This window comes from Candidatus Dadabacteria bacterium, assembly GCA_009837205.1.
Taxonomy (GTDB): Bacteria; Desulfobacterota_D; UBA1144; order Nemesobacterales; family Nemesobacteraceae; genus Nemesobacter.
In genome coordinates this window covers 67198-90829 of sequence record VXTZ01000007.1, presented here as the reverse complement: position 1 = coordinate 90829, position 23632 = coordinate 67198, and the positions used below count along the sequence as shown (strand labels likewise).

Genomic DNA, 23632 nt, shown 5'->3' with positions numbered 1-23632 from the left:
TCCTACGCGCTTGCGGCCTGACTGACCACTTTGCCCAGCCTCCACCTCTTGGTTTTGCTGTGGGGCCTTGACTCTATTATTGTGACCTTGTCTCCTATGTTGCACTCGTTGCGCTCATCATGGACCTTAAATCGCTTGCTGGTTCTTATCTGCTTTTTATATCGACCGTGACTTTTGATCCGCTGTACTTCCACGACCGCGGTCTTGTCCATCTTGTTACCTACCACAATTCCCGTTCTGGTCTTTAACTTTCCTCTTTCCATAGAATTAACTCCCCGAAGCCGTATCCCGCTGTTTTTTTATGGTAAGTATCCTCGCAATCTCCCTTCTCAGCTGCTTTACCCTCGCATTGTTGGGGTTCTGTCCAGTGGCGACCTGTATTCTGACATTGAAAAGCTCTTCATTCGCATCACGATGGCGCTTGTTCAGTTCCTCGGGCGTGAGGTTTCTTAGTTCTTCCGCGTTCGTTGCCATCAGATAAATTCCTCCTCGCTTCTGGACACTATCCTGGTTCTAAGAGGAAGCTTATAGGAAGCAAGCCTTAAGGCTGAGCGTGCAAGTTCTTCGCTTACTCCCGATATTTCGTAAAGAAACTGTCCTCTTTTTACTGGCGCCACGTACTTGTCCACATCCCCCTTTCCCTTTCCCATTCTGGTCTCTGCAGGCTTCTTGGTAACAGGTTTATAGGGGAATATCCTTATCCAGAGATTTGCTCCCCTTTTCACGTGTCTTGTGATCGCAATACGGGCGGCTTCTATCTGCCTTGAGGTAATCGTCCCGTTTTCCAACGTCTGAAGCGCAAGGTCGCCGAAGGCGAACGTCGTTCCCCGGGTCGCCGCTCCTCGGTTTCTTCCCTTGAACTGTTTTCTGTACTTTGTCTTCTTAGGCTGAAGCATCGGTATCTACACTCTCAGGAATTTCACCTGCTCTCTCTTTAGTCTTTTTCTGTATTATCTCGCCTTTGAATATCCAGACCTTTACGCCTATCACTCCGTAGGTGGTTGACGCTTCGGCAACCCCGTAGTCAAGATCCGCACGGAGCGTACCGAGGGGCACTCTTCCCTCCCTGTACCATTCCCTTCTCGCTATTTCGGCTCCGCCGAGACGCCCGGCAACCATGACTTTTATTCCTAGAACCCCGGCTCGGATAGAGGATGAAAGCACCCTTTTCATGGCCCTTCTGTATGCAACCCTTCTTTCAAGCTGAAGGGCAAGGTTCTCAGCAACAAGCTGGGCATCGGTTTCGGGTCTCTTTACTTCCCTTATGTCAAGAAATATGCCTTTTCCGGTCATCTGCTGGAGCTTTTTCTTGAGTTGCTCTATCTCCTGACCCTTTCTTCCTATGATGATCCCGGGCCTTGCCGCATACACTAGAATCCTGACCTTGTCCGCCGCGGCCCTTTCAATCTCAATGTTCGATATGGCCGCCTGATAAAAGGTCTTCTTCACATAGTTACGGATGTCTATATCCTCTTTGAGCAGAGTCCTGTACATCTGTTTCTCGGCAAACCACTTGGAATCCCATGACTTGGTTATTCCAATACGAAGTCCTATAGGATTAATTTTCTGTCCCAATTCAGAATCCCCTCTGTTCAAGTACTATCGTTATATGACTCATCCTGGTTTTACGGGCAAAAGCCCTTCCCATCGCCCTGGCCCTAAAACGCTTAAGTGTCGGACCCTGGGTTGCGTAGACTTCCTTTATGTAAAGGGAGTCGATGTCGCTGTATCCTTTCTCAGAGGCGTTGGCCACAGCCGATTTAAGCAGCTTAGAGAGTAGCGGCGAGACCCTCCTGCGAGCGGAAAGCAGAATCGAGGAAGCTTCCTCCACGCTTTTTCCCCTTATGAGGTCAAGAACCACCCTAGCCTTCTTCGGCGACACTCTGGCATATTTATGTACTGCTTTAGAAACCATCTGCTATCTCTCGTCGTTACTATCTTTTTCTAGCTTTTCTATCACCCGCATGACCATGGTAAGTCCTCGTGGGAGAAAACTCGCCCAGTTTATGTCCTACCATCTGTTCAGACACGAACACGGGAATAAACCTCGTTCCGTTGTGAACCGCGAAAGTCATTCCTATCATCTCGGGTATTATCATCGAAGCTCTTGACCAGGTCCTGATGATTCTCTGACTCCCGGAACTCTGTGCCTGCTCAACTTTCTTCATAAGCTTTTCGTGCACATACAGTCCCTTTTTGCTTGATCTTGCCATCTGAAGCTCCCGCGATTAATCCATTCCGTAGCCAACCCTTCTCGGCTTAACTATATATTTGTCCATTCTCTTGTTGTTTCTCGTCTTCTTTCCTATCGTAATCCATCCCCAAGGAGAAACAGGATGAGGGTTTCCCTTGGTCGCCTTGCCTTCTCCTCCGCCATGGGGATGATCAACTGGATTCATCGCCACCCCGCGAACCGTGGGTCTTATGCCCTTGTGACGGGACCTCCCCGCCTTCCCCCAGACTATAAGCTCGTTCTCGGCGTTTCCGATCCTTCCCACGGTAGCCATGCACCGAAGATGAATCAGCCTTATTTCCCCAGAAGCGAGTTTTATCTGGGCATAGTTACCGTCTTTTGCGACAATCTGCGCTGCCGAACCTGCGGAACGAACCAGCTTTCCTCCGCCTCCGGGCCTCATTTCTATGTTGTGAATAACCGTACCCACGGGAATATTCTCTATGGGAAGAGCATTTCCGTTTGAAACTTCCACCCCGGGTCCGGAATTTAGTTCATCACCCACTTTAAGGCCGGCAGGGGCTATGATATATCTTTTTTCACCGTCAGCATAGGACAGAAGAGCAATTCTAGCCGAGCGATACGGATCATACTCCAGCGAGACAACTCTGGCGGGTATGCCGTGTTTGTCTCTTTTGAAGTCTATTATTCTGTAGCGTTTCTTGTGACCGCCGCCTTTCCTGAAGCTGGTAATCCTTCCATTCGAGTTGCGTCCTGAGTTCTTTTTAAGAGAAACCGTAAGGGATTTGTGGGGCTTTTTTGAGGTTACCTCCTCAAAATCAAACCCGGACATGAACCTTCTTCCCGGAGATGTGGGATTGTATTTTTTTACTCCCATGATCAAACTCCCTCAAACAGGTTGATTTCTCCCTCTCTGAGCTTAACGTAAGCCTTTTTAACCGCTGACCTCTTTCCTACGACCCTGCCGAATCTTTTCACCCTTTTTCCAGGAAGCACAAGGGTTCTCACCTTGTCCACCTTGACGCCGAAAATCTTCTCGACGGAATCCTGTATCTCCTTTTTGTTGCATCTTCTGTCTACGGAAAAAACATACCAGCCGTCTTCCCTGGCTTCTGTGCTTTTCTCGGTAATCACAGGAAGTTTTATGACCGAACGGGGATCTTTCATGATAGTCTCTCCTGGATTTTTTCAACCGAATCCCGCACCATGACTATGTTCTTGTGCCTGAGAAGGTCGTATACATTAAGCCCGTCATCCCTGAGCACCTTTACGTCAGGTATGTTCCTTGCCGACTTGTGGAGATTCTCGTTATCCGAACTGACAATCACAAGAGCTTGGGAAAATTCAAAATCCTTCATGAATTTCGCCACCTGCCTAGTCTTTATCTCCGGAAGCTCAAAACTGTCGAGCACAACTATGGCACCTTCGCCGAAACGGCTTGAGAGAGCGGAAACAAGTGCCCCTTTTCTCACCTTTTTCGGAATCGAGTAAGACCAGTCTTTCGGTTTCGGTCCAAAAACTACTCCACCCTTGCGCCAGATCGGGGAACGCCTGGATCCCGCCCTTGCGCGTCCTGTGTGTTTCTGCTTCCATGGCTTTGCTCCGCCGCCTCGGACTTCAGCTCTTGTCTTGGTGGACGAGGTTCCGGCCCTTTTTTTGGCAAGCTGCCAATTGACTACTTCATGGAGCAAGTGCTTTTTCACTGGAGCTTCAAATATTTCGGAGCGAAGTTCTATTGTCCCCACCTTTTTCCTGGCGATGTCATATACGTCAACTTGGAGCATCTTTCGCCCCCTTTGACGTGTGCCGGAGAAAAAGCGTTCCTCCCACCGGGCCCGGAACCGACCCCTTTACGAAAAGAAGATTTCTCTCAACATCTATGTCAACCACCCTGACGCCCTGAACTGTTACATTCTTTCCACCCATTCGCCCCGGCATTTTCAACCCTTTCCACACCTTGGCCGGAGATGATGCCTGTCCTATGGAGCCGGGTCTCCTGTGGGCCATGCCGCCGTGGGACATTGGCTGCCTTGAGAAATTGTAACGTTTTATGGTCCCGGCGAATCCCTTTCCCTTGCTTTTAGCCGTGACGTCTAGAACATCTCCAACCTTGAAAATGTCAACTTTTACCAAGTCCCCCACCTCGTAATCATCAACCGTGGCGGAAAACTCTTTAAGCTTCGCAGTAGGGTTCACTCCGGCTTTTGTGAAATGTCCCTTCATGGGACGCGTGAGCCGCTGGGGTTTTACTTCCCCAAAACCGAGCTGAACAGCGTCGTAGCCGTCTGAGTCCTTGGTTTTTTTCGAAACCACGAAGCACGGACCCGCTTCAACTACCGTAGTAATGACCTTGACCATGTCATCGTTGAAAAACTCGGTCATTCCCTTTTTTGTTCCTATAATTCCCTGAATCATTTTTTACGAACCCGTTAGTTTTATCTCCACTTCCACACCCGAAGCAAGGTTTAGTTTCATAAGTTCATCTATTGTCTGCTGTGTAGGCTCAAGTATGTCTACAAGTCTTTTGTGCGTTCTTATTTCGAAATGCTCTCTTGAATTCTTGTTCACGTGAGGACCGCGCAGCACGCAGTACCTGTTTATACTGGTAGGAAGCGGAACCGGGCCGGCTATTCTCGCACCCGTTCTCTTGGCGGTATCGACAATTTCTTCCGTTGAATTATCAAGAAGCCTGTAGTCAAAAGACTTAAGCTTTATTCTTATCTTCGAAGCCTTACTCATCACTCAATGATTTCCGTTACTACGCCTGCCCCTACTGTTCTTCCACCCTCTCTTATCGCAAAACGTAACTGCTCCTCCATCGCCACCGGTGCTATCAACTCCACTTCCATGCCCACATTGTCCCCTGGCATCACCATCTCCACCCCCTCAGGCAATATCACCGCCCCTGTCACGTCCGTTGTCCTTAAATAAAACTGAGGCCTGTACCCAGGGAAAAACGGCGTGTGCCTTCCCCCCTCCTCCTTCTTCAATACGTACACCTCAGCCTTGAACTTCCTGTGTGGCTTTATGCTCCCAGGAGCACTCAACACCTGCCCCCTCTCCACTTCATCCTTCCCCGTACCCCTCAGCAACACTCCCACGTTGTCCCCAGCCTGCGCATCGTCAAGTATCTTGCGGAACATCTCCAAACTCGTAGCCACAGTCTTCGTCGTATCTTTAAACCCCACTATCTCTATCTCGTTCCCAGCTACTATCCTACCCCTCTCCACTCTCCCAGTTACCACCGTGCCCCTCCCCGATATCGTGAACACATCCTCTATCGCCATCAAAAACGGCTTGTCCATGTCCCTCTCGGGCTCCGGAACATAACTGTCTATCTGATTCATTAACTCCACTACCTGCTCTGCCGCCCCCTCATCTCCCTCTATCGCCTTAAGCGCGCTTACCTTAACCACTGGTATGTCATCCCCTGGAAACCCGTACTCGCTTAGAAGCTCCCTTATCTCAAGCTCCACAAGCTCAAGCAACTCCTCGTCATCAAGCATGTCTACCTTGTTAAGCGCCACCACTATGTACGGCACCCCTACCTGCCTTGCTAACAGTATGTGCTCCCTTGTCTGAGGCATAGGCCCGTCAGGCGCGCTCACCACCAACACAGCACCGTCCATCTGCGCAGCCCCCGTTATCATGTTCTTCACGTAGTCAGCGTGACCGGGACAGTCCACGTGCGCGTAGTGCCTGATGTCCGTTTCATACTCAACGTGCGCTATGTTTATCGTTATCCCCCTCTCCCTCTCCTCTGGCGCCTTGTCTATGTTGTCAAACTCCACGTACTCCGCCTGCCCTCGCTTTGACAGTATGCTCGTTATCGCCGCCGTTAAAGTAGTCTTGCCATGATCCACATGGCCTATCGTACCTATGTTTAAATGCGGCTTCCCCCTCTCAAACTTCGCCTTAGACATCTCTCGTTGACCTCCTTGTTAAAAAGAACATAAAAATATCAGCTGACATTGGCTGCCTGTTTTAACTCTTCGGCTATGTTGGCGGGCAGGGCGAAATAATGGGAAAATTCCATAGTGAACAATCCCCTGCCTTCGGTCATTGACCTCAAGTGGGTCGCGTAACCGAACATTTCGCCAAGCGGAACTTCCGCCTTTACCGCCTGCATAGCACCTCTCATTTCCGTACTGCTTACTCTTCCGCGCCTTGAACTCAGATCACCTATGACAGTTCCCATGTGAGCTTCGGGAACAACCACCTCAAGCTTCATTACGGGCTCAAGCACAACCGGAGAAGATTTATGAATCGCCTCCTTAAATGCCATGGAACCGGCGATCTTAAAAGCGATCTCCGAGGAATCGACATCGTGAAAAGAACCGTCGTAAAGAGTGACCGCCACGTCGACAACCGGATACCCGGAGACAACTCCAGTATCCATGGCCTCGACTATTCCTTTCTCCACCGCGGGAATAAACTCCTTGGGAATCACCCCTCCCTTTATCTGATCGTGGAACTGAAATCCTTCACCCCTCTCAAGAGGCTCCACCCTTATCTTCACGTGGCCGTACTGACCACGCCCACCGGTCTGTCTTATGTACTTCCCTTCGGTTTGAGAAGTGTCGGTTATCGTCTCTCTGTAAGCAACCTGAGGCCTCCCTACGTTCGCATCTACCTTGAATTCCCTTTTAAGCCTGTCGACGATTATCTCAAGGTGAAGCTCCCCCATGCCGGAAATTACCGTCTGACGGGTCTCCTCATCGGTTTTCACCTTGAAGGAAGGATCCTCCATTGCAAGCTTGCTAAGCGAGAGACCGAGTCTCTCCTGGTCGGCGTTTGACTTAGGTTCTATTGCAATCGAAATTACCGGGTCCGAGATATGAAGACTCTCAAGTATGACGGGATTTGAATCCGAGCACAGGGTATCGCCCGTAAGAGTGTTCTTAAGCCCAACCGCAGCCGCTATACCGCCGGCCTCAACCTCTTTTATATCCTCGCGTTTTTCCGCGTGCATGCGAAGAAGTCTTCCGATTTTCTCATTCTTAAGATTGGACGAATTGTAGACGATGGTGCCTGATTTCAGTTTGCCTGAATAAACCCGGAGGTAGGTAAGCTGGCCGACGAACGGGTCCGACATGATCTTAAACGCAAGCGCGGAGAAGGGCTCTTCTTTGTCGGGGTTTCTTTCGACTTCCTCATCGGTTTTGGGATGAATGCCTTTTACCGGTGGCAGATCCACGGGAGCAGGCATGTATTCCACAACGGCGTCAAGCAGGAGTTGCACTCCCTTGTTCTTAAAAGCCGATCCCAGCATAACCGGGACTATGGTCGCGTCGATTGTCTGTCGTCTTATGGATTTCCGGATCATCTCTTCGGGGACATCCTCCCCGTCGAGATAAAGCTCCATTATCTCCTCGTCGTTATCCGAGAGGGCTTCTATAAGTTTCTCCCTGTACTCGGCCGCCTGCTCCTTGGTGTCCTCGGGAATATCTATGAATTCAAACTTGGCCCCAAGGCTTTCCCCGTCCCAGACCGCCATTTTCATCCTTATCAGGTCAACTATTCCGGTGAAGTCGTCGCCGTCAAACCAGGGAATCTGAAGACACACGGGATTGGCGTTAAGCCTTTCAACTATCTGGTCCACGACCTTGTAGAAATCCGCCCCGACCCTGTCCATCTTGTTCACAAAACACATTCTTGGAACTGAATACCGGTCGGCCTGTCCCCAAACCGTCTCGGTCTGAGGTTCGACTCCTCCGACGCAGTCAAACACAACCACTGCCCCGTCAAGCACTTTGAGCGATCTTTCAACCTCTATGGTGAAATCAACGTGGCCGGGAGTATCTATGATGTTTATCCTGCAGTCCTTCCAGAAACACGTAGTGGTAGCGGAAGTAATGGTGATGCCCCTTTCGCGCTCCTGCTCCATCCAGTCCATGGTCGCCGCGCCTTCGTGCACCTCGCCGATTTTGTAGGTTATGCCAGTATAGAAAAGTATTCTTTCAGTAGTGGTGGTCTTGCCAGCGTCTATGTGAGCAACAATTCCGATGTTTCTCACCCTGTCTATGGGGAATATCTGTTCTGACACCTTAATCCTCCGGGGAATTACCACCTGTAGTGGGCAAAGGCCCTGTTGGCCTCGGCCATTCTGTGAATATCCTCTTTCTTCTTCACGGCATTGCCCCTGTTGTTATGGGCGTCAATTATTTCCGAAGAAAGCTTGTCTACCATCGATTTTTCTGATCTTGAGCGGGAGGAATTTATGAGCCATCTGATCCCAAGGGACTGCCTTCTGAAGGAACTCACTTCCATGGGAACCTGATAGTTAGCTCCGCCGACGCGTCTTGACCTTACCTCGACCGAGGGCTTCACCCTGTCAAGAGCATCGTGAAACACTTCAAGCGGGTCCTTTCCGGTTTTTTCGCTTATCTTGTCAAGAGAATCGTAGAAGATTTTTTCCGCCTTGCTCTTCTTGCCGTCGTACATCAGGCTGTTTATAAACTTGGCGACTATCGGATCTCCAGTTCTGGAATCCGGAGCCAGTTTTTTTCTTGCTACCCTACCTTTTCTCGGCATCTGCTGCTTCCCGCCTGTTACTTAGGCTTTTTGGCTCCGTATTTGGATCTCCCGTTTCTTCTGTTTTCAACTCCAGTTGAGTCAAGAGTTCCCCTGACTATGTGGTATCTAACTCCGGGAAGATCTTTCACCCTGCCCCCCCTGACTAGCACAACGGAGTGCTCCTGCAGCGTGTGTCCTTCTCCGGGTATGTATCCTGTGACCTCTATGCCGTTTGTAAGCCTTATCCTAGCGACCTTCCTAAGCGCGGAGTTAGGCTTTTTTGGAGTGGTGGTGTAAACCCTCACGCAAACCCCCCTTCGCTGGGGACATCTCTGAAGAGCTCTGGCCTTGCTTTTCTTCTTAACCGTCTCTCTTCCCTTGTTAAGCAACTGGCTTATCGTAGGCATAAAATCATCCTCTCCCAAATTTGGGTAATCCGATTATTATAAGCTTTATAACGGACGGATGTCAAATGAAAAAACGGAAAAAACCGCTAAATCCCAAATCGAGGGAAGGACTATATTACAGAAAGAAAACAGGTTTTCAACAAAAAATTTTCGGGGCTATATACGATGCTAGTCAAGCTATAATGCTTTGCGGAAAAATGGTTGCTTTTTCGGTTTTCTCGAAAGATTTTTTAGGCTTGGGGTCGTTGGTGAAGAAAGACTTAACTATTTTGGCCCATCGTTTAGAAATCGGTTTTGTGAACCAATGAATTCAGTTTCAGACCGTACTCACCGAAATTATTATGAATACTTCTCAGGATCTAACTTTTTTGCTTTATCGAAATCTTTTCCAGCTTCTTTCTCATAGCCCAAGTGAGTTCTGACCTTGCCTCGACTGTAATATGCTTCCGCAGATAAGGGTTCTAATTCTATAGATTTGTCAAAATCTTTTATAGCTTCCTCATAGTTGCCCAAGCGGACTTTAACATTGCCTCGGTTGAAATATCCTCCAGCGCGTAGGGGACTTAGCTCTACAGCCTTGTCAAAATCTTTTATAGCTTCCTCATAATTGCCCAAAACGACTTTCATGGAGCCTCGATTGATGTATGTTTCCATATGTTTAGGATCTAATTCTATAGATTTGTCAAAATCTCTTATGGCTTCTTCCGGATTACCCATGGAAAGTCTGGCAAGCCCTCGATTATAATATGCTCTGGCGGATTTGGGATTCAGTTCTATAGCTTTGTCGAAATCTTTTATACCTTCTTCTGGGCACCCCGAAGCAACTTTTGCAGAACCTCGATTAGTATATGTCTCGTTATCAGGCTTTAATTCTATAGCTTGGTTGTAATCTTTAATAGCTTCTTCCAGCCTGCCCAAGAGGGTTTTCGTGTAACCGCGGTTTGTATACGCTTCGACATGTTCGGAGCTTAGTTTTAATGCTTGATCAAGATCTTCAACAGCTTCCTCAAATTTACCCAATTGAGTCTTCATATTACCTCTGTTAACATATGCCTTAACAAATTCAGGCCTCAATTCTATAGCTTGGTCATAATCCCTAATAGCTTCTTCTACTTCTTTCAGATCAGCCTTTGCAACTGCGCGGTTGAAATACGCTTCGGCGAATTGAGGTTTTAATCTTACGGCTTCGTTGTAATGTGTTACGGCTTTACCAAATAAATCTTCATCATGGCGCATTACTCCTAGATAAAATTCTGCTTCCGCATCCGGGTAATTCTCCTGATTCTCAATAAAGCCCTGTATGTCATTGTAGATACTTTCGCTTTCTATACCAAAGTATTGACGTAAATAATCTAGGAATTCTTTTTTTAAATCTTTTTCAACTTTAAAGATTTCATATTTGCCTGTTTCCATAAACCCCTTAGTGACGTGAAGAAATATGCTATTTTGGAAAACAACTCGCGGGTTTTTACTTGTGGGACGAACTATCGTGTATTCATTCTCCTTTTCATAATCAATATCGGTTTGTTCTGGTATTCCGGATGTACTGAGTAAGACTATCCTGCCGTCTTTATCAAAACTTCCATTACAGGCAAAAAACAAAGCAACATAGATATTCTTAGTAAAGTCGATCAAGGTGGTTTTCCCACCATGATGTTGTAATTGTGTCAGAACCTCAATATTTGGAGCGTCAAGACGAATGTGCCTTTTTGCTCTGTCAACAATCTCTTTTTCTAATTTTGAGACAGGAAAATTATTATCAAGGGGCTGCCCTCTAGTTTTATACAATTCGCTATAATATCTGTATAAGTTTGAAGATACTTTGTCATAACACTCTTTTTCGCCGCGAAAAATATATTTTCCTTTGCTACATTTATCTAAAATCTTCTGTATTTTGTGATTAAGTTTCTGGTTTGCAATGCGCAAAAGCGCTTTCTTTCCTATATCCGTTCTGTAAACCAGATTTTCATCGGAAACGAAATTGACGGTCTCATAAGCACTCTGTATGGATTCCTCTATAGTACTACCGAAAGAAGTGACTCCGAGAACCCTTCCGCCGCTTGTAACGAGTTTATCTCCAGAAAAAGCAGTTCCGGCATGAAAAATTACTGTCTCGCTAGTGTCTTTAAAATCCTTTAGTTTTTTAAGTTCAACCCCCTTATCATAACTTCCGGGATAGCCCCTTGAAGCCATGACTACGCACACACAGAAGCCGTCTTTCCATTCTATGGGATCCGCTTTCATCTCGCCACGGGCTATTGAATAAAGAATAGGAACGATGTCCGATCCCATTCTCATAAGAAGAGGCTGGGCTTCGGGGTCACCGAAGCGGCAGTTGAATTCAAGCACCTTGAGGTCATCGTCCTTTATCATCAGTCCAGCGTAGAGAATTCCCCTGTAAGTTCTCCCCTCGGATTTCATCGCTTGGACGGTTGGAACCATGACTTCGTCAATTATTCTCTGCCTAAGCTGGTCGGTAACCACGGGGGCAGGAGTGTAAGCCCCCATGCCTCCTGTATTCGGCCCCTTGTCTCCGTCAAAAATTGGCTTATGGTCTTGAGAAGGCTCCAGAGGAAGTACGGTTTCCCCGTCGGTAAAGGCGAAAAAAGAAGCCTCCTCGCCCGCAAGAAATTCCTCTATCACGACCTTAGTCCCTGCCTCGCCGAACGCTGCACGCTCCATCATTGAACGAAGCGCATCCTCGCCCTCCACTTGAGAAGCGCATATGATAACGCCTTTGCCGGCCGCGAGACCGTCTGCCTTCACCACAAAAGGAGGCTCGCTTTCCCTTACCTTGGCAATCGCCTGTCCGATATCGGTGAACACGGAATATTCTCCGGTTGGAATTCCGTATTTCTTCATCAGGTTTTTTGAGAAACTCTTGCTTCCTTCAAGCTCCGCCGCGGCTTTAGAGGGACCAAAGACCAAAAGACCCTCTTTTTCAAAAAAATCTGTTATTCCTTCGCAAAGAGGCTGTTCGGGACCGACAACCGTAAGATCCACCGACTCTTTCTTGACGAACTGCGCAAGCGAATCAAAATCTCCGACGCCGATAGCCACACACTCGGCATGGCGGCTTATCCCGGCGTTTCCGGGAGCACAGTAGGTTTTCTCCACAAGAGGGCTTTGGCTTATTTTCCAGCAGAGAGCGTGTTCCCTTCCCCCGCCTCCTACGACAAGTACTTTCATTCGGAATCTCCCAGTACCATCAATGGTCTGTCTTGCTGATAGCCGGAGTAAAGCATCTGGCATATCATGTTCTTGATTGACTGGTTTTCTCCTACTTTCTTGTAGAAATCAAACCTCTCATTTACGTAGTCAATCAGCATGCTGTCAAACTGTTTTGCAAAGAAATTTCTCTTGTTCTCTTCAGTATTATCCTCATTCATGTACTTTGCCACCTCGGCATCGTCGTTTAAACGTTTCCGCAATCGGAACAGATCAAGCCTGTCTTCCTCCGTAAGGTTCACTCCATAAAGCCTGTTCACCTGGGTTATGATTTCTGAAAGCAGATCAAATTCCGGCTCAGAGACAGCACCTCCTTCAAACTCGGGAGGGGTGAGAGAAGTATCGGTTTTCTCAAGTTTCCCGACACTCTCATGGATCTTCTGTATGCGAAGCGAATCGAGATCTACGGTATCGCTGATGTCGAATCTCTCAGATTCACGCTTCGGAAGTTTCTTGTTCAGATATTTGAAAAATACAAACGATTTTTCAAGCTCAATATCGGTGAAGTTTATTATCTGGGACAGGTATCCGTACATCCGGATAAACGATTGGATTTTCGAGTGGAAATCTTCTCTTAGTTCCCTGTCTTCAATTTTCTTGAACTGATCAACTACCCCGTCAAGAACCGGATGCAGATCCCCTTCATCGCGGTTTCGGTCATAAAAGACTTGGCAGAAGCGATTTACGTCTTCATGCGTATATAAATGGAAATTGTAGATTTCTCTTTGTATATCGTAGAGACGATTAGGATCGGTTTCGCCTTCAAGGATCGTTGACTGATAGAATGTCTGAAAGGACTCTCGGATATCATCGGGAGTATTCACGAAGTCCAGCACGAAAGTTTCCGTCTTGCCCGAAGTGGTCCTGTTAAGCCTTGAGAGAGTCTGTACGCACTGAACTCCTCCGAGAATCTTATCGACATACATTGACTGAACAAGCGGTTCGTCAAACCCGGTCTGGAATTTGTTCGCCACGATCAAAAGGCGGAATTTAGGATTCTTCAACCCAAGAGGGATGTCGCCTTGATGTTCTACTGTATGGTTAAGCGAATGCTCGGTGTATTTTTCACCGTCCAGAGTCACTTCGCCCGAGAATCCAACCAGAGACCTGTAGCTGATTCCTCGCTGCTTAAGTTGGGCATTTACTTCCTTGAAGTAAAGTACGCATTGCTTCCGTGACCTGGTGACAATCATGCCTCTTGATTGACCCCTGATCTCCTTCGACCCCTTGTTGATCCAGTGATCCAGCATGATATTGACCTTGTAGCGGATCGTCTGTTCATGGGAATCCACGTATCTGACGAGTTCTTTTTTGCCCTCGGATACGGGAATCTCCATCTCGTTGTCTCTTACCTGCTTTATCTTGAAATATCGCTTGTAAGTCGTGTAATTCTGAAGAACGTCAAGGGTGAAGCCTTCATGGATTGACTGGTACATTGAGTAAATATGGAACGGTATGAATTTTCCATCTTCGGTCTTGGTTCCGAAAAGTTCCAAAGTCTTGTCTTTGGGAGTTCCGGTGAACCCGAAGAAAGATATGTGGTTCTGTCTTCCACGGTTTTTAATCTCCTGTCTTAACATCTCCTCGTAGTCAAACTCGTCGTCATCATCTCCTGTTTTAGAGAGAGATTTTTTAAGTTCTTTTGAGAGTTCGCCGCTCTGGCTCGAATGAACCTCGTCAATTATGACGGCGAAAGTCCTGTGGCCCAATGAGGAGATTGTTTCCGAGATGAAAGGAAACTTCTGGATCGTGGAAATTACTATGTCTTTACCCTGTTCGAGAAAAGCCTTCAGTTGCCCGGAATCTTTATCGACGCCACTTACGACTCCGGCGGTTTTCTCAAGCGACCGGACGGTGTTTCTTAACTGATCATCGAGAACCGTCCTATCGGTCACGACGACTATGGTGTCGAACATCCGCTTTTTATCATCTTTTGAACGGTAAAGGGAAGTTAATGTGTGCGCCAGCCAGCCGATCGAGTATGACTTGCCCGAACCGGTGGTGTGCTGAACAAGGTAGTTCTTACCCGTTCCGTCCTCTTTTATCTGATTTCTGAATTTCCTTATAAGGTCGAGTTGATGGTAGCGGGGAAAGATGAGAACTTCAGATGTTTTTGCATCAATTTTTTGTTTGTTTTCGTTGAAGAAATATCTTTTCTCTTGGGATACATGGACGAAGTTCTCAAGAATGTCCAGAACCGAGTCCGGTGCCAGCATGTCTTCCCAGAGATATTTGGTTCTGTATCCACTCTCTACCGGTGGATTTTCCAGGTCCCGGTTGTAGGGGAGGAAGGAAGTTTTTTCACCTTCCAGCTTGGTAGTCATCGAGACTGCGTTGTTATCTACGCAGAAATGAACGGCGCATCGTTTGAACCGGAGCAGATGTTCTCTTGGGTCCCTGTCGTTTCTATACTGATTCTGGGAGTGAACGATGTTCTGTCCTGTCAACTGGTTCTTCAGTTCCATCGTAATCAGCGGAAGACCGTTTAAGAAGAGAACCATATCAATTGAGTTCTCGTTCTGATTTGAATAATGAAGTTGTCTTACAACAGCAAATCTATTCTGTTGATAGAGTTTTTGATGATCGGGATTAAGGTCACTTTTGGGTTGGAAAAAGCATAGAGTGAGATAGACACCTCGATCGACAACGGGGTTCCGAAGAACATCAATAATTCCTCTTCTTGAGGTTTCGGATGAAATGCGTGAGAGGATTTTGTTCTCCGTGTCGATTCCATAGATTTCCTCTAGCTTGCTCCAGTTGTCCGGCTGTGTGGTCTTGATGAATTCAAGCAGATCATCGCGGATGAGACACAGAGAGCGGTTATATTCTGAGAAATGGCAAGATTTATAACCAATTGAATTGAGATGTTTTTCAATATGGTCTTCAAACTTTTCTTCTATGGGTTTCAAGTCACTCATATCATTTTTTCTGTAATTCTTATCTTGCCAGTGACAACATTTGAGATTAGGGACTGTCGGTACTCTTTGAGGAGTTCAATGCGGTTAGTCTCTTTGGAAATAGTTGATAACACCAAGGTAGAAAACCTGTTGATTTTGTCAGCGATGGTTTGTTGATCCACAGGTGGAGGTAAAAGAACAGGCATATTTTCTATTATAGGTTTCCCGAGGCCAAACCGAGTAACACCATTAGAACTTATTGAGAAATATTTTTGGATCATTGTTGACTCAATAAAACGGTATAGAAATTCTGGATTCATTTCTTTTTTCAAGACGCGGATATGGCACAGATGGTATCCGCAGACAGTATCTTTTAACTCTTCTTCAATTAATGTAGGGATGCCAATGTCGTCGGGGGATTCAGAGTCTTTGGTCAGTAGTATATCTCCCTTAAACAGTGAAAACTTTTTCAGTTCTTGAGGTGTACAAGTTCCTTTTGATAACTCGGTTGTTTTATTAATCTTTTCGTTTTTATAAACCTGCGTATAGTGACAAACATCAACTGGGATCTCATCTTCGACAATATGTCTATCTACACTACTCAACTCTACAGAACTAAAGTACTTTAGTCTTTTTACCTTCCAGTGACGTGGTATTTCCCCCATCCACTCAATCCCGCTGTCTTTCATCTCAACATCGGGATTTAATCCCTTTGTGACACATTGATTGATTAACGAAGTTCTTTGTTCTTTGAGAAGTTTGATTTTTCGTTCAATTTTCTCAATAAGAGAGTCGATCTGTGAGGTTTTCTTGTTAAGGTATTTGGAGATCAGAGTTTGCTCATGGGGAGGCGGAACCAATAAAGGAAACCGTTTAAAATCGTCAAACCTCAAACTCTGACGTAATCCTCCTCCTAGACCGTAGAACACCTTTTTTAAGTCACACATATTTAGATATTGGTAAGTAAAGTCCGGGGAAATTTCTTTGCTGGGAATTAAACCAAGATATGCTGAAGTAATAACTCCAGTGTTACGTACAAGACCCACTCTTAAACTCTTCTTGTCATTTTGTAAATCTGTTGATCGAATAATTATGTATCCATTTTCTACAACCTGATACCCTTCAAAATTTTCGGGTAAGAGACCTCTATTCTTGGACAAATCTCTTAACTTTATTTGTCCATAAGAAAGAGTAAGGACATTCTCGTTTTTAAAGATGTTTTTGGTCTTATTTTCTTGTAGTAGAGCAAATAACGGTTTTATGTTCCAATTACTTGGAATATCGCCAATCCATTCGATACCTGTATCCGTGTGATCCGAATATCTATTCACCAATTATCTCCACAGATAACTGTTTGATTTCATTGTCAAGAGATTTCAGGTCTTGAGTGATTTGTTCAAGTGGTCTCAGGAACTTGAATTCATAGAAGTATTTGGTGAAGTTGATTTCATAGCCAATTTTATCTTTAGATCGGTCCATCCATGAATCTGGAAGATGTGGCTGGACTTCTCTTTTATAATACTTATCCACATTTTGATTCAAAGGTACTCGTTCGCTATCCCGTTTTTTGGTATCAGGTTTCGGGTTGCCTTTTTTGTCGGTTCTGATATTGCCGTTTTCTATTAATGGCTGTTCAACAACGACTTTTGTATATCCGAAATGTTCATTCGGGAAGATCTTACAAAAATTGCTTTCCTTGTTTGATTGGTAAACATCGAACAAGGTTTGAATTTGATCATCCGACATATACTTGCCTTTGTCTCCAAGGTTTTTCTTCATCCCGGTAGAGAATGATGTTCCATCAATCAGTTGAACCTTACCTTTCCGAGCCCTCGATTTTTTATTGGTAACAATCCAGATGTAAGTAGTGATTCCAGTGTTAAAAAACATTCGGTCAGGAAGAGAGACAATGCATTCAAGCCAGTCATTCTCAATGATCCACTTACGTATTTCGGATTCGCCGTTCCCGGCGTCACCCGTAAACAGCGGTGATCCGTTAAAAACAATTCCTATGCGAGATCCTTCTGGATTCATCTTGTGGATCAAGTGCTGCAGGAACAGCAGGGATCCATCCGAGACCCTTGGAGTTCCGACAAAAAACCGGCCGTTAGGATCTTTTTTTTCTTCCTCAACAAAAATTTTTTCACTTTTCCAACTCACGCCAAATGGTGGATTGGTGATCATGTAGTCGAATTTACGGCCTTGGAGACGGTCATCAGAAATTGAGGAACACGGCCCATGAATGTTGTCCGGGTTCTCATTCATCATTAGGAAGTCTGACTTGCAAATCGAATAGGTAACATCGTTGAGTTCCTGTCCGTAGAGATCAATCTTAAGGTCTGAGTTGATATTCTCGTGAGCCCATTGCTTGCCGATAGTCAGCATACCCCCAGTACCACAACAAGGATCAAAAACTGATCGAATCTTTCCTTCACCTTGAAGATCTTCTCTGTCTCCGCCAAACACGAATGACACCAACAGTTTTACCACGTCCCGAGGGGTGAAATGATCTCCACTTTCCTCGTTGGACATCTCAGAAAACATGCGCAGCAGTTCTTCGTAGACCAAGCCCATCTGGTGGTTGTCAATGACTGACGGATGAAGATCAAATTCAGTGAACTTGTCTATCAGGAGATAAAGACGTTTGTGCTTATGAAGTTTCTCAACTAAAGGGTCGATCGAAAAGTTTTCGATGATGTCGAAAACATTTGGTGAATATCCCTGAATGTAGTTGTTGAAATTCATTAGCACATTGTTCGGATCGCTCTTGATTCGCGTCAGGTCGTATTTGGAATAGTTAAAGAAGGGTAATCCGACTTGTTTAAGGATAACGGGGGACGGGTCGGACAATTTATTCTTATAAGAATCGTAAAGATTGTAAACCTTGTCCTTTTGGGATTCGAGAACACAGTCAAGACGTCTCATAACCACAAACGGAAGGATGACTCGTCCGTATTCACTGGGTTTGAAAAGACCACGCAGCACATCGTCAGCAGAAGACCAAATCAGAGATGAAAGACTGTTAATATTGTTCAAATTTACAAACTCCTCCACACATTAAAAACTGCCCTTCCAGCTATCAAGTATACAATGGTTGTCACAACTCTAAGAAATAAAATAACCCCTTTTTTGTTGAGCTTGATACACGAGAATCAAAGACAAAAGCCGGTTGTTTACGAGTCAGAACTATTCAACCGTGACAACCTTGGCCAGATTCCTTGGCTGATCAACATCTGTCCCCAGAATATTGGCTATGTGGTAAGCCATGAACTGAACGGGGATAACCGATACCATCGGGCTTACAAGATAAGAACTTTTCGGAATCACTATCTTCCTGTCCCTTTCGTCGGGAAGTCGAAGCTCTCTATCCGACGTTATGAAAATTATTCGCCCTCCCCTGGCCTTTACCTCCTGAAAATTTCCAAGGAGCTTTTTGTAATATACATCTTCCTCCGGAGCTATAAACACAACGGGCATGTTCCTGTCTATAAGAGCTATGGGACCGTGCTTCATCTCCCCGGCGGCATATCCTTCGGCGTGGATGTATGAAATCTCTTTGAGCTTAAGTGCTCCCTCAAGAGCCACGGGGTAATTAATTCCCCGGCCCAGATATATAAAATTCCTGTAACCGTAAAAATCTCTTGAAAGCTCCCTGAGACGTTCATCGAGCCCAAGAACTTCCTGCTGAAGTTTTGAAACCGATATGGCATCGGCTATCAGCTGCCTAGCCCTTTTTGAATCAACCGTCTTCCTTGAAATCGCGAGATATACGGAAAGAAGATAGAACGCCATTACCTGCGTCGTGAAAGACTTTGTGGAGGCAACCCCGATCTCAGGTCCCGCCTTTGTAGCTATGACGCAGTCAGACTCTCTTGAGATTTTGCTCAGCGCAACGTTCGTTATTCCGATTGAGTTCATACCGAGTTCCTTGGCCTTTAGAAGCGCTTCCGAGGTGTCCGCAGTCTCGCCCGACTGAGAAACCGCGATAAAAAGGCTGTCGGGGCCAACGACCGGATTTCGGTGTCGAAACTCCGATGCAAGCTCCACCTGAGTGTTCACTCCCGCGACTTCCTCTATCATGTACTTCCCTATAAGAGCAGCGTGGTAGGAAGTGCCACAGGCCGCGATAATAATTCTTTGCGTGTTTCGCAAAAGCGAGGGATCCAAGTCCTCAAAAACCACTTTCCTCATGTCCGTCGTGAATTTCCCCCGAAGCGTATCGAAGATGGCCGCGGGCTGTTCGAAAATTTCTTTCAGCATGTAATGGCGATATCCTGACTTCTCGGTTACCGAAGGGTCCCAGTCCACAACCGTCGGGTCTCTGCTAACGTCATTGCCGACGGCGTCGGTTACGGAAATGCCGTTTTCTTCTAGAACCACGAAATCGTTATCCTCAAGGAAAATAAATTCCCTCGTGTAGGGCAGAATCGCAGGGATGTCTGAAGCCAGAAAACATTCGTTTCCGCTGCGCGCTATTATAAGAGGAGAGAAACGCCTGGTGGCGATTATTTTCCCGGGTTCTGTATCCGACATGACCGCCACGGCGTAAGAGCCCTCTATTTTCTCAAAGGCTTTTCTCGTTGACTCAAGAAGGGAGTTTCCTTTTTCCGTAAAATCGCGGATCAGATGGGAGATGACTTCGGTATCGGTATCGGAGCAAAATTCATAACCTGCGGCAACAAGTTCCTCCTTAAGCTCGGGGTAGTTCTCCACTATTCCGTTATGCACTACGCTTATCGGACCGGATACCTGAGGGTGGGCGTTTCGCTCCGAGGGATCGCCGTGGGTGGCCCATCTGGTGTGAGCGATGCCGAGTGAAGAGGTCACTTCGCAGTCTTTTAGCTTGGTGAAAAGATTTTCAAGTTTTCCCTTGCTTCTTATGACGCGGGAACGGCCGTTTTCGACAAAGCATATCCCGGAAGAATCGTAACCCCTGTACTCTAATCTCCCCAAGCTTTCGCAGAGAACGCTTTTGGTTCTATCCGAACTTCCCACATATCCCACTATTCCGCACATTTCAGGATCTCCTCTTCTTTACCCCTTTTCTCTCCGCCCAGCCGGTTATTTCCTTCTGCCCGGCACGTTCTATGGCCAGAGCACCCGGGGAAACATCTTTCGTTATCGTGGAACCCGCGGCCGTAGTAGCATCTTTTCCAACCCTGATCGGCGCAACAAGCATGGTGTCGCTTCCTATGAAAGCGCGATCCTCGACCACGGTTCTGTGCTTGTTTACCCCGTCGTAGTTGCAGGTGATGGTTCCGGCACCGATATTAACTCCGTCGCCGATATCGGCATCTCCCACGTAGGAAAGATGCGGGACCTTGGAGCCAACCCCTATTTCTGACTTCTTTATCTCAACGAAATTGCCGATCTTGGCCCCGTCTTTTATCCTAGCTTCGGGCCGCAGGTGACAGAAAGGACCCATCACTACGCCGTTTTCGACTTCACACCCCGTAAGATACGAAGAAAACCTTATCTCGACATTGTTTCCTATACGTGAACCTTCAATGTATACAGACGGTCCTATGCGACAACCATCGCCTATACTGGTTTCGCCGTAAATATAGGTATTGGGACACACGGTTGTATCCCTCCCTATGCTGACAGAGTCTGATATGTAGGTGGTTTCGGGATCCTCTATGGTAACCCCGTTTCCCATGTGGCGGCGGTTTATTGCCTGTCTCATGGTTTTTTCCGCCTCGCCGAGTTGCTCTCTGCTGTTCACTCCGGACACCTCCTTTGGATCCGCCAAGCTAAAAGCCAAAAGTCTGCGTTTGCGGGAAATGCAGAGATCCACAATTCCTGGCAGGTAATATTCCCCCTGGCTGTTTTCACTGCTAAGTCCGCCTAGGCTCTCCCAGAGAAAGGAGGAATTCACGCAGTAAACGCCTGCATTTATCTCGTTTTCCTTCTTCTCGTCAGCCGTGGCGTCTTTGTCCTCAACCACGCGAAGCACTTCCCCTTCGGCATTCCTCAATACTCTCCCGTATCCGTCGGGTTCCTCCACCAGAGTGGACATTAATGAGAGGTCCGCTCCGTTTTTCACGTGAGAATCCGTAAACTCGCGCAGAGAAAAAGAACTTATTGCGGGAACATCTCCGCTTAGTATGAGAATGTCCCCGGAAAAATCCCGAAATGAATCCTCGCAGCACAAAACCGCGTGCCCGGTTCCAAGCTGCGGTTCCTGGATGACCGTCTCCACCGGGTAATCCGAGACCTCCTCCTTCACAAGCTCCGAATCATATCCCAGGACAAGCACTATCTTCTCAGGCTCCATCTTCTGCGCCGTCTCAAGGACATAGCGCAACATGGGCTTTTTCAAGATTGGGTGCAGCACCTTGGGGAGTTGCGAATTCATGCGGACTCCCTTGCCCGCCGCCAAGATTATAACGGCCAGAGACATAGACTTAACGTGTCAGTAAAAACTCAAAAATCAGAACGGGACGTCGTCGTCCGTCATACCAGTGCCCTCTTCGTAGGCAAAATCATCCTCGGGCGGAGGCGCCTCGGAGCGGCTCTGCCTTCCGCCTTCCCCTCTGGGGGAGAGAAACTGAACCGTCCTCCCGACAATTTCGGTCGTGTATCTTTTGTTGCCTTCCCTGTCATCCCACGATCGGGTCCTGATTGAACCTTCCACGTAAACCGAGCTTCCCTTGGAAAGGTACTCGCCGCATACCTCCGCCGTCCTGCCGAACGTCACTACCCTGTGCCATTCGGTCTGTTCCTGGGAATTTCCGTCCCTGTCCTTGCGTTTTTCCGTTGTGGCAACCGAAAAAGTAGTAATCGCCATTCCGTCAGGCGTATATCTTACTTCGGGGTCCCTTCCCAGATTGCCGAGTATTATAGCCTTGTTAACCGCTGCCATGAGTCTTGGTCACCGCCGTTTTTGGATTCCGTGGAATTCTACATGAATATCCGTCGGATTTAAATACAACTTCGGGAAAAGGGTCACACCCAGATTATAAGATCAGGAAAAAGATTCCACATGAGCAACAGGCTAAAAAATCGGTTCGGTACCCCGGTTGAGAATATCAAGATACTCTTCGTAAACAAAGATTTTACGGCGGTCCTTGCCCGCAATCTCTTTTACAATCCCCAGGAATTCAAGACTCAGCAGGCAGCGAAGCACAGCAGGCAGCGAAGCACAGTGGGCAGCGAAACACAGTGGGCAGCGAAACTCCGCAAAACTCTTTGATCCCGGTCGTATTACTGACGGGGAAGCGCTTGAGGCGATCATGTATCTTTAAGACCCCGGGAGTCGACCTGCCGGACACCTCAATGCGAGTCTTATCCCTTTCGAACAGATCCTTAAACAGCCTTTGCCGTTTCCATTGCCTGACCAGCTGTCTCAACCACACCTTCCAGAAAAAACTCAATCCATTCCTCCCAATCTCCGGTTTCTCTCACGAATTGCAGGTGATCGTAGTAAGCCCGACGGTTGACTTTGAAATAGAGACTCAGATAAAGAAGAGGTGACGTGTCAGGCAAAACCGCACTCATTCCGTCAAGCCGTCCCAGCGCCGCATTTACCTGATCAAGCAAAGGGTAGAGTTCTCTCATGTCAAGAGGCGGTTCAGGTGGCAGAGGCTTGGGAATATAGGAATCATAATACTCTTCCTCTACAACTGAACTTCTGAGATATGCGCCAATGCGCTTTTTCTTCTCCATGAAAAACTCTCAACTAACGTAATTCATGGTTTATGTTAGTTAGATTCAAACAACTGACACAAATGAAAGTTTGAAGTAGGAATCAGGATGCATGAAAAACTCCCGATATTATCTCACATCGTGAGACACGCCGAAGTTTTCTTGAAGAATTCATTAAGTATTCTCCCCGTAAGTCCCCATATTATGTGATTGCGGTAAGCAAACACGTAATCATCTATTGTCTTCCCATCACGTCTTCTTTCCCTTACATCTCTGTTTTCTGGGTTAACCAAGTGGGAAACCGGGACGCAGAAAAATTCTGATACCTCATAATTGGGAACAAACCCCACTTCGTCATTTATCATCGCTACAAAAGGCTTTACCGCATACTGTCTGACAGAAGGAGTGTAGGGACGCACGAAATCCATTTCCCCGAGAATCTCTACTTCCTTCCCGGCGTCAAAACCAAGCTCCTCTCCAGCCTCCCTGCAAGCCGTATCAACAAGAGTCGCGTCACTTTGCTTTTTCTTTCCCCCCGGAAAGGCCACGTGACCTGAAAAAGCGTCATCCCTGTATTCGGTTCTTCTTATAAACCATATTCCATAATCTCCGCCCCGCTCGCAGAGCATAACCAGCACGGCAGATGCCAAGAATTCCCCACCTGGATCAAGGAGGGTCCCCGGAGGATCCAAGACCTTTCTTATTTCTTCTCGAATGTCCATCACGTCCATCAAGAAAAGAGA

At 46.8% G+C, this 23632-nt stretch carries 26 protein-coding genes; 2 read left to right on the top strand and 24 right to left on the bottom strand.

The features are described from left to right. Positions 1-2 precede the first annotated feature (2 nt). Genes rpsQ through F4Z13_01140 form a run of 15 tightly spaced genes read right to left on the bottom strand, consistent with a single transcriptional unit; the run spans position 3 to position 9117 of the window. Complete coding sequence (gene rpsQ, locus F4Z13_01210; protein ID MXZ47865.1) at positions 3-263, bottom strand: 30S ribosomal protein S17; 261 nt, start codon at positions 261-263, stop codon at positions 3-5. Positions 264-267: 4 nt separating this feature from the next. Next, positions 268-474 carry a 50S ribosomal protein L29 gene (locus F4Z13_01205; GenBank protein ID MXZ47864.1) on the bottom strand — a complete coding sequence of 69 codons (207 nt, stop codon included), beginning with the start codon at positions 472-474 and terminating at the stop codon, positions 268-270. Beyond that, positions 474-896, bottom strand: a complete 423-nt coding sequence (gene rplP / locus F4Z13_01200; GenBank protein MXZ47863.1) for a 50S ribosomal protein L16 — start codon at positions 894-896, stop codon at positions 474-476. Before rplP ends, F4Z13_01205 begins: the two co-directional genes overlap by 1 nt. Continuing rightward, positions 883-1575, bottom strand: a complete 693-nt coding sequence (gene rpsC / locus F4Z13_01195; protein ID MXZ47862.1) for a 30S ribosomal protein S3 — start codon at positions 1573-1575, stop codon at positions 883-885. Before rpsC ends, rplP begins: the two co-directional genes overlap by 14 nt. 1 nt (position 1576) lies before the next feature. Then, positions 1577-1915 (bottom strand): 50S ribosomal protein L22, encoded by a 339-nt coding sequence (locus F4Z13_01190; protein MXZ47861.1) that lies wholly within the window; start codon positions 1913-1915, stop codon positions 1577-1579. 19 nt (positions 1916-1934) lie between these two features. Next, positions 1935-2213, bottom strand: coding sequence for a 30S ribosomal protein S19 (rpsS, locus tag F4Z13_01185; protein ID MXZ47860.1), 279 nt, complete (start codon positions 2211-2213; stop codon positions 1935-1937). Positions 2214-2228: 15 nt separating this feature from the next. Next, positions 2229-3071 carry a 50S ribosomal protein L2 gene (gene rplB / locus F4Z13_01180; GenBank protein ID MXZ47859.1) on the bottom strand — a complete coding sequence of 281 codons (843 nt, stop codon included), beginning with the start codon at positions 3069-3071 and terminating at the stop codon, positions 2229-2231. A gap of 2 nt (positions 3072-3073) precedes the next feature. Continuing rightward, positions 3074-3361, bottom strand: coding sequence for a 50S ribosomal protein L23 (locus tag F4Z13_01175; GenBank protein ID MXZ47858.1), 288 nt, complete (start codon positions 3359-3361; stop codon positions 3074-3076). Next, positions 3358-3978, bottom strand: coding sequence for a 50S ribosomal protein L4 (rplD, locus tag F4Z13_01170; GenBank protein ID MXZ47857.1), 621 nt, complete (start codon positions 3976-3978; stop codon positions 3358-3360). The genes F4Z13_01175 and rplD overlap by 4 nt, the downstream gene beginning before the upstream one ends. Beyond that, complete coding sequence (locus tag F4Z13_01165; GenBank protein MXZ47856.1) at positions 3965-4609, bottom strand: 50S ribosomal protein L3; 645 nt, start codon at positions 4607-4609, stop codon at positions 3965-3967. Before F4Z13_01165 ends, rplD begins: the two co-directional genes overlap by 14 nt. A 3-nt stretch (positions 4610-4612) precedes the next feature. Further along, on the bottom strand, positions 4613-4933 hold the full coding sequence (rpsJ, locus tag F4Z13_01160) for a 30S ribosomal protein S10 (protein MXZ47855.1): 321 nt from the start codon (positions 4931-4933) through the stop codon (positions 4613-4615). Further along, the gene (tuf, locus tag F4Z13_01155; protein MXZ47854.1) at positions 4933-6117 is read right to left on the bottom strand and encodes an elongation factor Tu; all 1185 of its coding nucleotides are present in this window, start codon (positions 6115-6117) and stop codon (positions 4933-4935) included. Before tuf ends, rpsJ begins: the two co-directional genes overlap by 1 nt. Positions 6118-6155: 38 nt before the next feature. Beyond that, complete coding sequence (gene fusA, locus F4Z13_01150; GenBank protein MXZ47853.1) at positions 6156-8240, bottom strand: elongation factor G; 2085 nt, start codon at positions 8238-8240, stop codon at positions 6156-6158. A gap of 17 nt (positions 8241-8257) precedes the next feature. Continuing rightward, positions 8258-8728, bottom strand: coding sequence for a 30S ribosomal protein S7 (gene rpsG / locus F4Z13_01145; protein ID MXZ47852.1), 471 nt, complete (start codon positions 8726-8728; stop codon positions 8258-8260). Between the two features lie 17 nt (positions 8729-8745). After that, the gene (locus tag F4Z13_01140; GenBank protein ID MXZ47851.1) at positions 8746-9117 is read right to left on the bottom strand and encodes a 30S ribosomal protein S12; all 372 of its coding nucleotides are present in this window, start codon (positions 9115-9117) and stop codon (positions 8746-8748) included. 65 nt (positions 9118-9182) lie between these two features. Here F4Z13_01140 and F4Z13_01135 point away from each other — a divergent pair, with 65 nt between their 5' ends. After that, complete coding sequence (locus F4Z13_01135) at positions 9183-9425, top strand: hypothetical protein (GenBank protein ID MXZ47850.1); 243 nt, start codon at positions 9183-9185, stop codon at positions 9423-9425. 31 nt (positions 9426-9456) lie between these two features. Here the strand turns inward: F4Z13_01135 and purD are convergent, their stop codons facing one another. The 7 genes from purD to F4Z13_01100 form a co-directional block, all read right to left on the bottom strand. Beyond that, the gene (gene purD / locus F4Z13_01130) at positions 9457-12306 is read right to left on the bottom strand and encodes a phosphoribosylamine--glycine ligase (protein MXZ47849.1); all 2850 of its coding nucleotides are present in this window, start codon (positions 12304-12306) and stop codon (positions 9457-9459) included. Beyond that, complete coding sequence (locus F4Z13_01125; protein MXZ47848.1) at positions 12303-15263, bottom strand: type I restriction endonuclease subunit R; 2961 nt, start codon at positions 15261-15263, stop codon at positions 12303-12305. Before F4Z13_01125 ends, purD begins: the two co-directional genes overlap by 4 nt. After that, positions 15260-16576: a restriction endonuclease subunit S gene (locus tag F4Z13_01120; protein MXZ47847.1), complete on the bottom strand. Its 1317-nt coding sequence runs from the start codon at positions 16574-16576 to the stop codon at positions 15260-15262. The genes F4Z13_01125 and F4Z13_01120 overlap by 4 nt, the downstream gene beginning before the upstream one ends. Beyond that, entirely contained in the window at positions 16566-18278 is a 1713-nt protein-coding gene (locus tag F4Z13_01115) for an SAM-dependent DNA methyltransferase (protein ID MXZ47846.1), read from the bottom strand. The genes F4Z13_01120 and F4Z13_01115 overlap by 11 nt, the downstream gene beginning before the upstream one ends. A 150-nt stretch (positions 18279-18428) precedes the next feature. Then, a complete protein-coding gene (gene glmS / locus F4Z13_01110; protein MXZ47845.1) occupies positions 18429-20258 on the bottom strand; it encodes a glutamine--fructose-6-phosphate transaminase (isomerizing) in 1830 nt (609 codons plus the stop codon). Between the two features lies 1 nt (position 20259). Continuing rightward, positions 20260-21645 carry a UDP-N-acetylglucosamine diphosphorylase/glucosamine-1-phosphate N-acetyltransferase gene (glmU, locus tag F4Z13_01105; protein ID MXZ47844.1) on the bottom strand — a complete coding sequence of 462 codons (1386 nt, stop codon included), beginning with the start codon at positions 21643-21645 and terminating at the stop codon, positions 20260-20262. Positions 21646-21675: 30 nt separating this feature from the next. Beyond that, a complete protein-coding gene (locus F4Z13_01100) occupies positions 21676-22107 on the bottom strand; it encodes a single-stranded DNA-binding protein (protein ID MXZ47843.1) in 432 nt (143 codons plus the stop codon). Between the two features lie 120 nt (positions 22108-22227). Between F4Z13_01100 and F4Z13_01095 the strand changes: the two genes are divergently transcribed. Next, positions 22228-22437, top strand: coding sequence for a hypothetical protein (locus F4Z13_01095; GenBank protein ID MXZ47842.1), 210 nt, complete (start codon positions 22228-22230; stop codon positions 22435-22437). Positions 22438-22550: 113 nt separating this feature from the next. Here the strand turns inward: F4Z13_01095 and F4Z13_01090 are convergent, their stop codons facing one another. Beyond that, on the bottom strand, positions 22551-22910 hold the full coding sequence (locus F4Z13_01090) for a hypothetical protein (GenBank protein ID MXZ47841.1): 360 nt from the start codon (positions 22908-22910) through the stop codon (positions 22551-22553). Between the two features lie 113 nt (positions 22911-23023). After that, complete coding sequence (locus F4Z13_01085) at positions 23024-23623, bottom strand: CoA pyrophosphatase (protein ID MXZ47840.1); 600 nt, start codon at positions 23621-23623, stop codon at positions 23024-23026. Positions 23624-23632 lie beyond the last annotated feature (9 nt).

Excerpts from the sequence above, each read along its gene's own strand:
- rpsQ (MXZ47865.1), bottom strand. The coding sequence starts at position 263 with ATGGAAAGAGGAAAGTTAAAGACCAGAACGGGAATTGTGGTAGGTAAC.
- F4Z13_01205 (MXZ47864.1), bottom strand. The coding sequence starts at position 474 with ATGGCAACGAACGCGGAAGAACTAAGAAACCTCACGCCCGAGGAACTG.
- rplP (MXZ47863.1), bottom strand. The coding sequence starts at position 896 with ATGCTTCAGCCTAAGAAGACAAAGTACAGAAAACAGTTCAAGGGAAGA.
- F4Z13_01190 (MXZ47861.1), bottom strand. The coding sequence starts at position 1,915 with ATGGTTTCTAAAGCAGTACATAAATATGCCAGAGTGTCGCCGAAGAAG.
- rpsS (MXZ47860.1), bottom strand. The coding sequence starts at position 2,213 with ATGGCAAGATCAAGCAAAAAGGGACTGTATGTGCACGAAAAGCTTATG.
- rplB (MXZ47859.1), bottom strand. The coding sequence starts at position 3,071 with ATGGGAGTAAAAAAATACAATCCCACATCTCCGGGAAGAAGGTTCATG.
- F4Z13_01175 (MXZ47858.1), bottom strand. The coding sequence starts at position 3,361 with ATGAAAGATCCCCGTTCGGTCATAAAACTTCCTGTGATTACCGAGAAA.
- rplD (MXZ47857.1), bottom strand. The coding sequence starts at position 3,978 with ATGCTCCAAGTTGACGTATATGACATCGCCAGGAAAAAGGTGGGGACA.
- F4Z13_01165 (MXZ47856.1), bottom strand. The coding sequence starts at position 4,609 with ATGATTCAGGGAATTATAGGAACAAAAAAGGGAATGACCGAGTTTTTC.
- rpsJ (MXZ47855.1), bottom strand. The coding sequence starts at position 4,933 with ATGAGTAAGGCTTCGAAGATAAGAATAAAGCTTAAGTCTTTTGACTAC.
- tuf (MXZ47854.1), bottom strand. The coding sequence starts at position 6,117 with ATGTCTAAGGCGAAGTTTGAGAGGGGGAAGCCGCATTTAAACATAGGT.
- rpsG (MXZ47852.1), bottom strand. The coding sequence starts at position 8,728 with ATGCCGAGAAAAGGTAGGGTAGCAAGAAAAAAACTGGCTCCGGATTCC.
- F4Z13_01140 (MXZ47851.1), bottom strand. The coding sequence starts at position 9,117 with ATGCCTACGATAAGCCAGTTGCTTAACAAGGGAAGAGAGACGGTTAAG.
- F4Z13_01135 (MXZ47850.1), top strand. The coding sequence starts at position 9,183 with ATGAAAAAACGGAAAAAACCGCTAAATCCCAAATCGAGGGAAGGACTA.
- purD (MXZ47849.1), bottom strand. The coding sequence starts at position 12,306 with ATGAAAGTACTTGTCGTAGGAGGCGGGGGAAGGGAACACGCTCTCTGC.
- F4Z13_01125 (MXZ47848.1), bottom strand. The coding sequence starts at position 15,263 with ATGAGTGACTTGAAACCCATAGAAGAAAAGTTTGAAGACCATATTGAA.
- glmS (MXZ47845.1), bottom strand. The coding sequence starts at position 20,258 with ATGTGCGGAATAGTGGGATATGTGGGAAGTTCGGATAGAACCAAAAGC.
- glmU (MXZ47844.1), bottom strand. The coding sequence starts at position 21,645 with ATGTCTCTGGCCGTTATAATCTTGGCGGCGGGCAAGGGAGTCCGCATG.
- F4Z13_01100 (MXZ47843.1), bottom strand. The coding sequence starts at position 22,107 with ATGGCAGCGGTTAACAAGGCTATAATACTCGGCAATCTGGGAAGGGAC.
- F4Z13_01095 (MXZ47842.1), top strand. The coding sequence starts at position 22,228 with ATGAGCAACAGGCTAAAAAATCGGTTCGGTACCCCGGTTGAGAATATC.
- F4Z13_01090 (MXZ47841.1), bottom strand. The coding sequence starts at position 22,910 with ATGGAGAAGAAAAAGCGCATTGGCGCATATCTCAGAAGTTCAGTTGTA.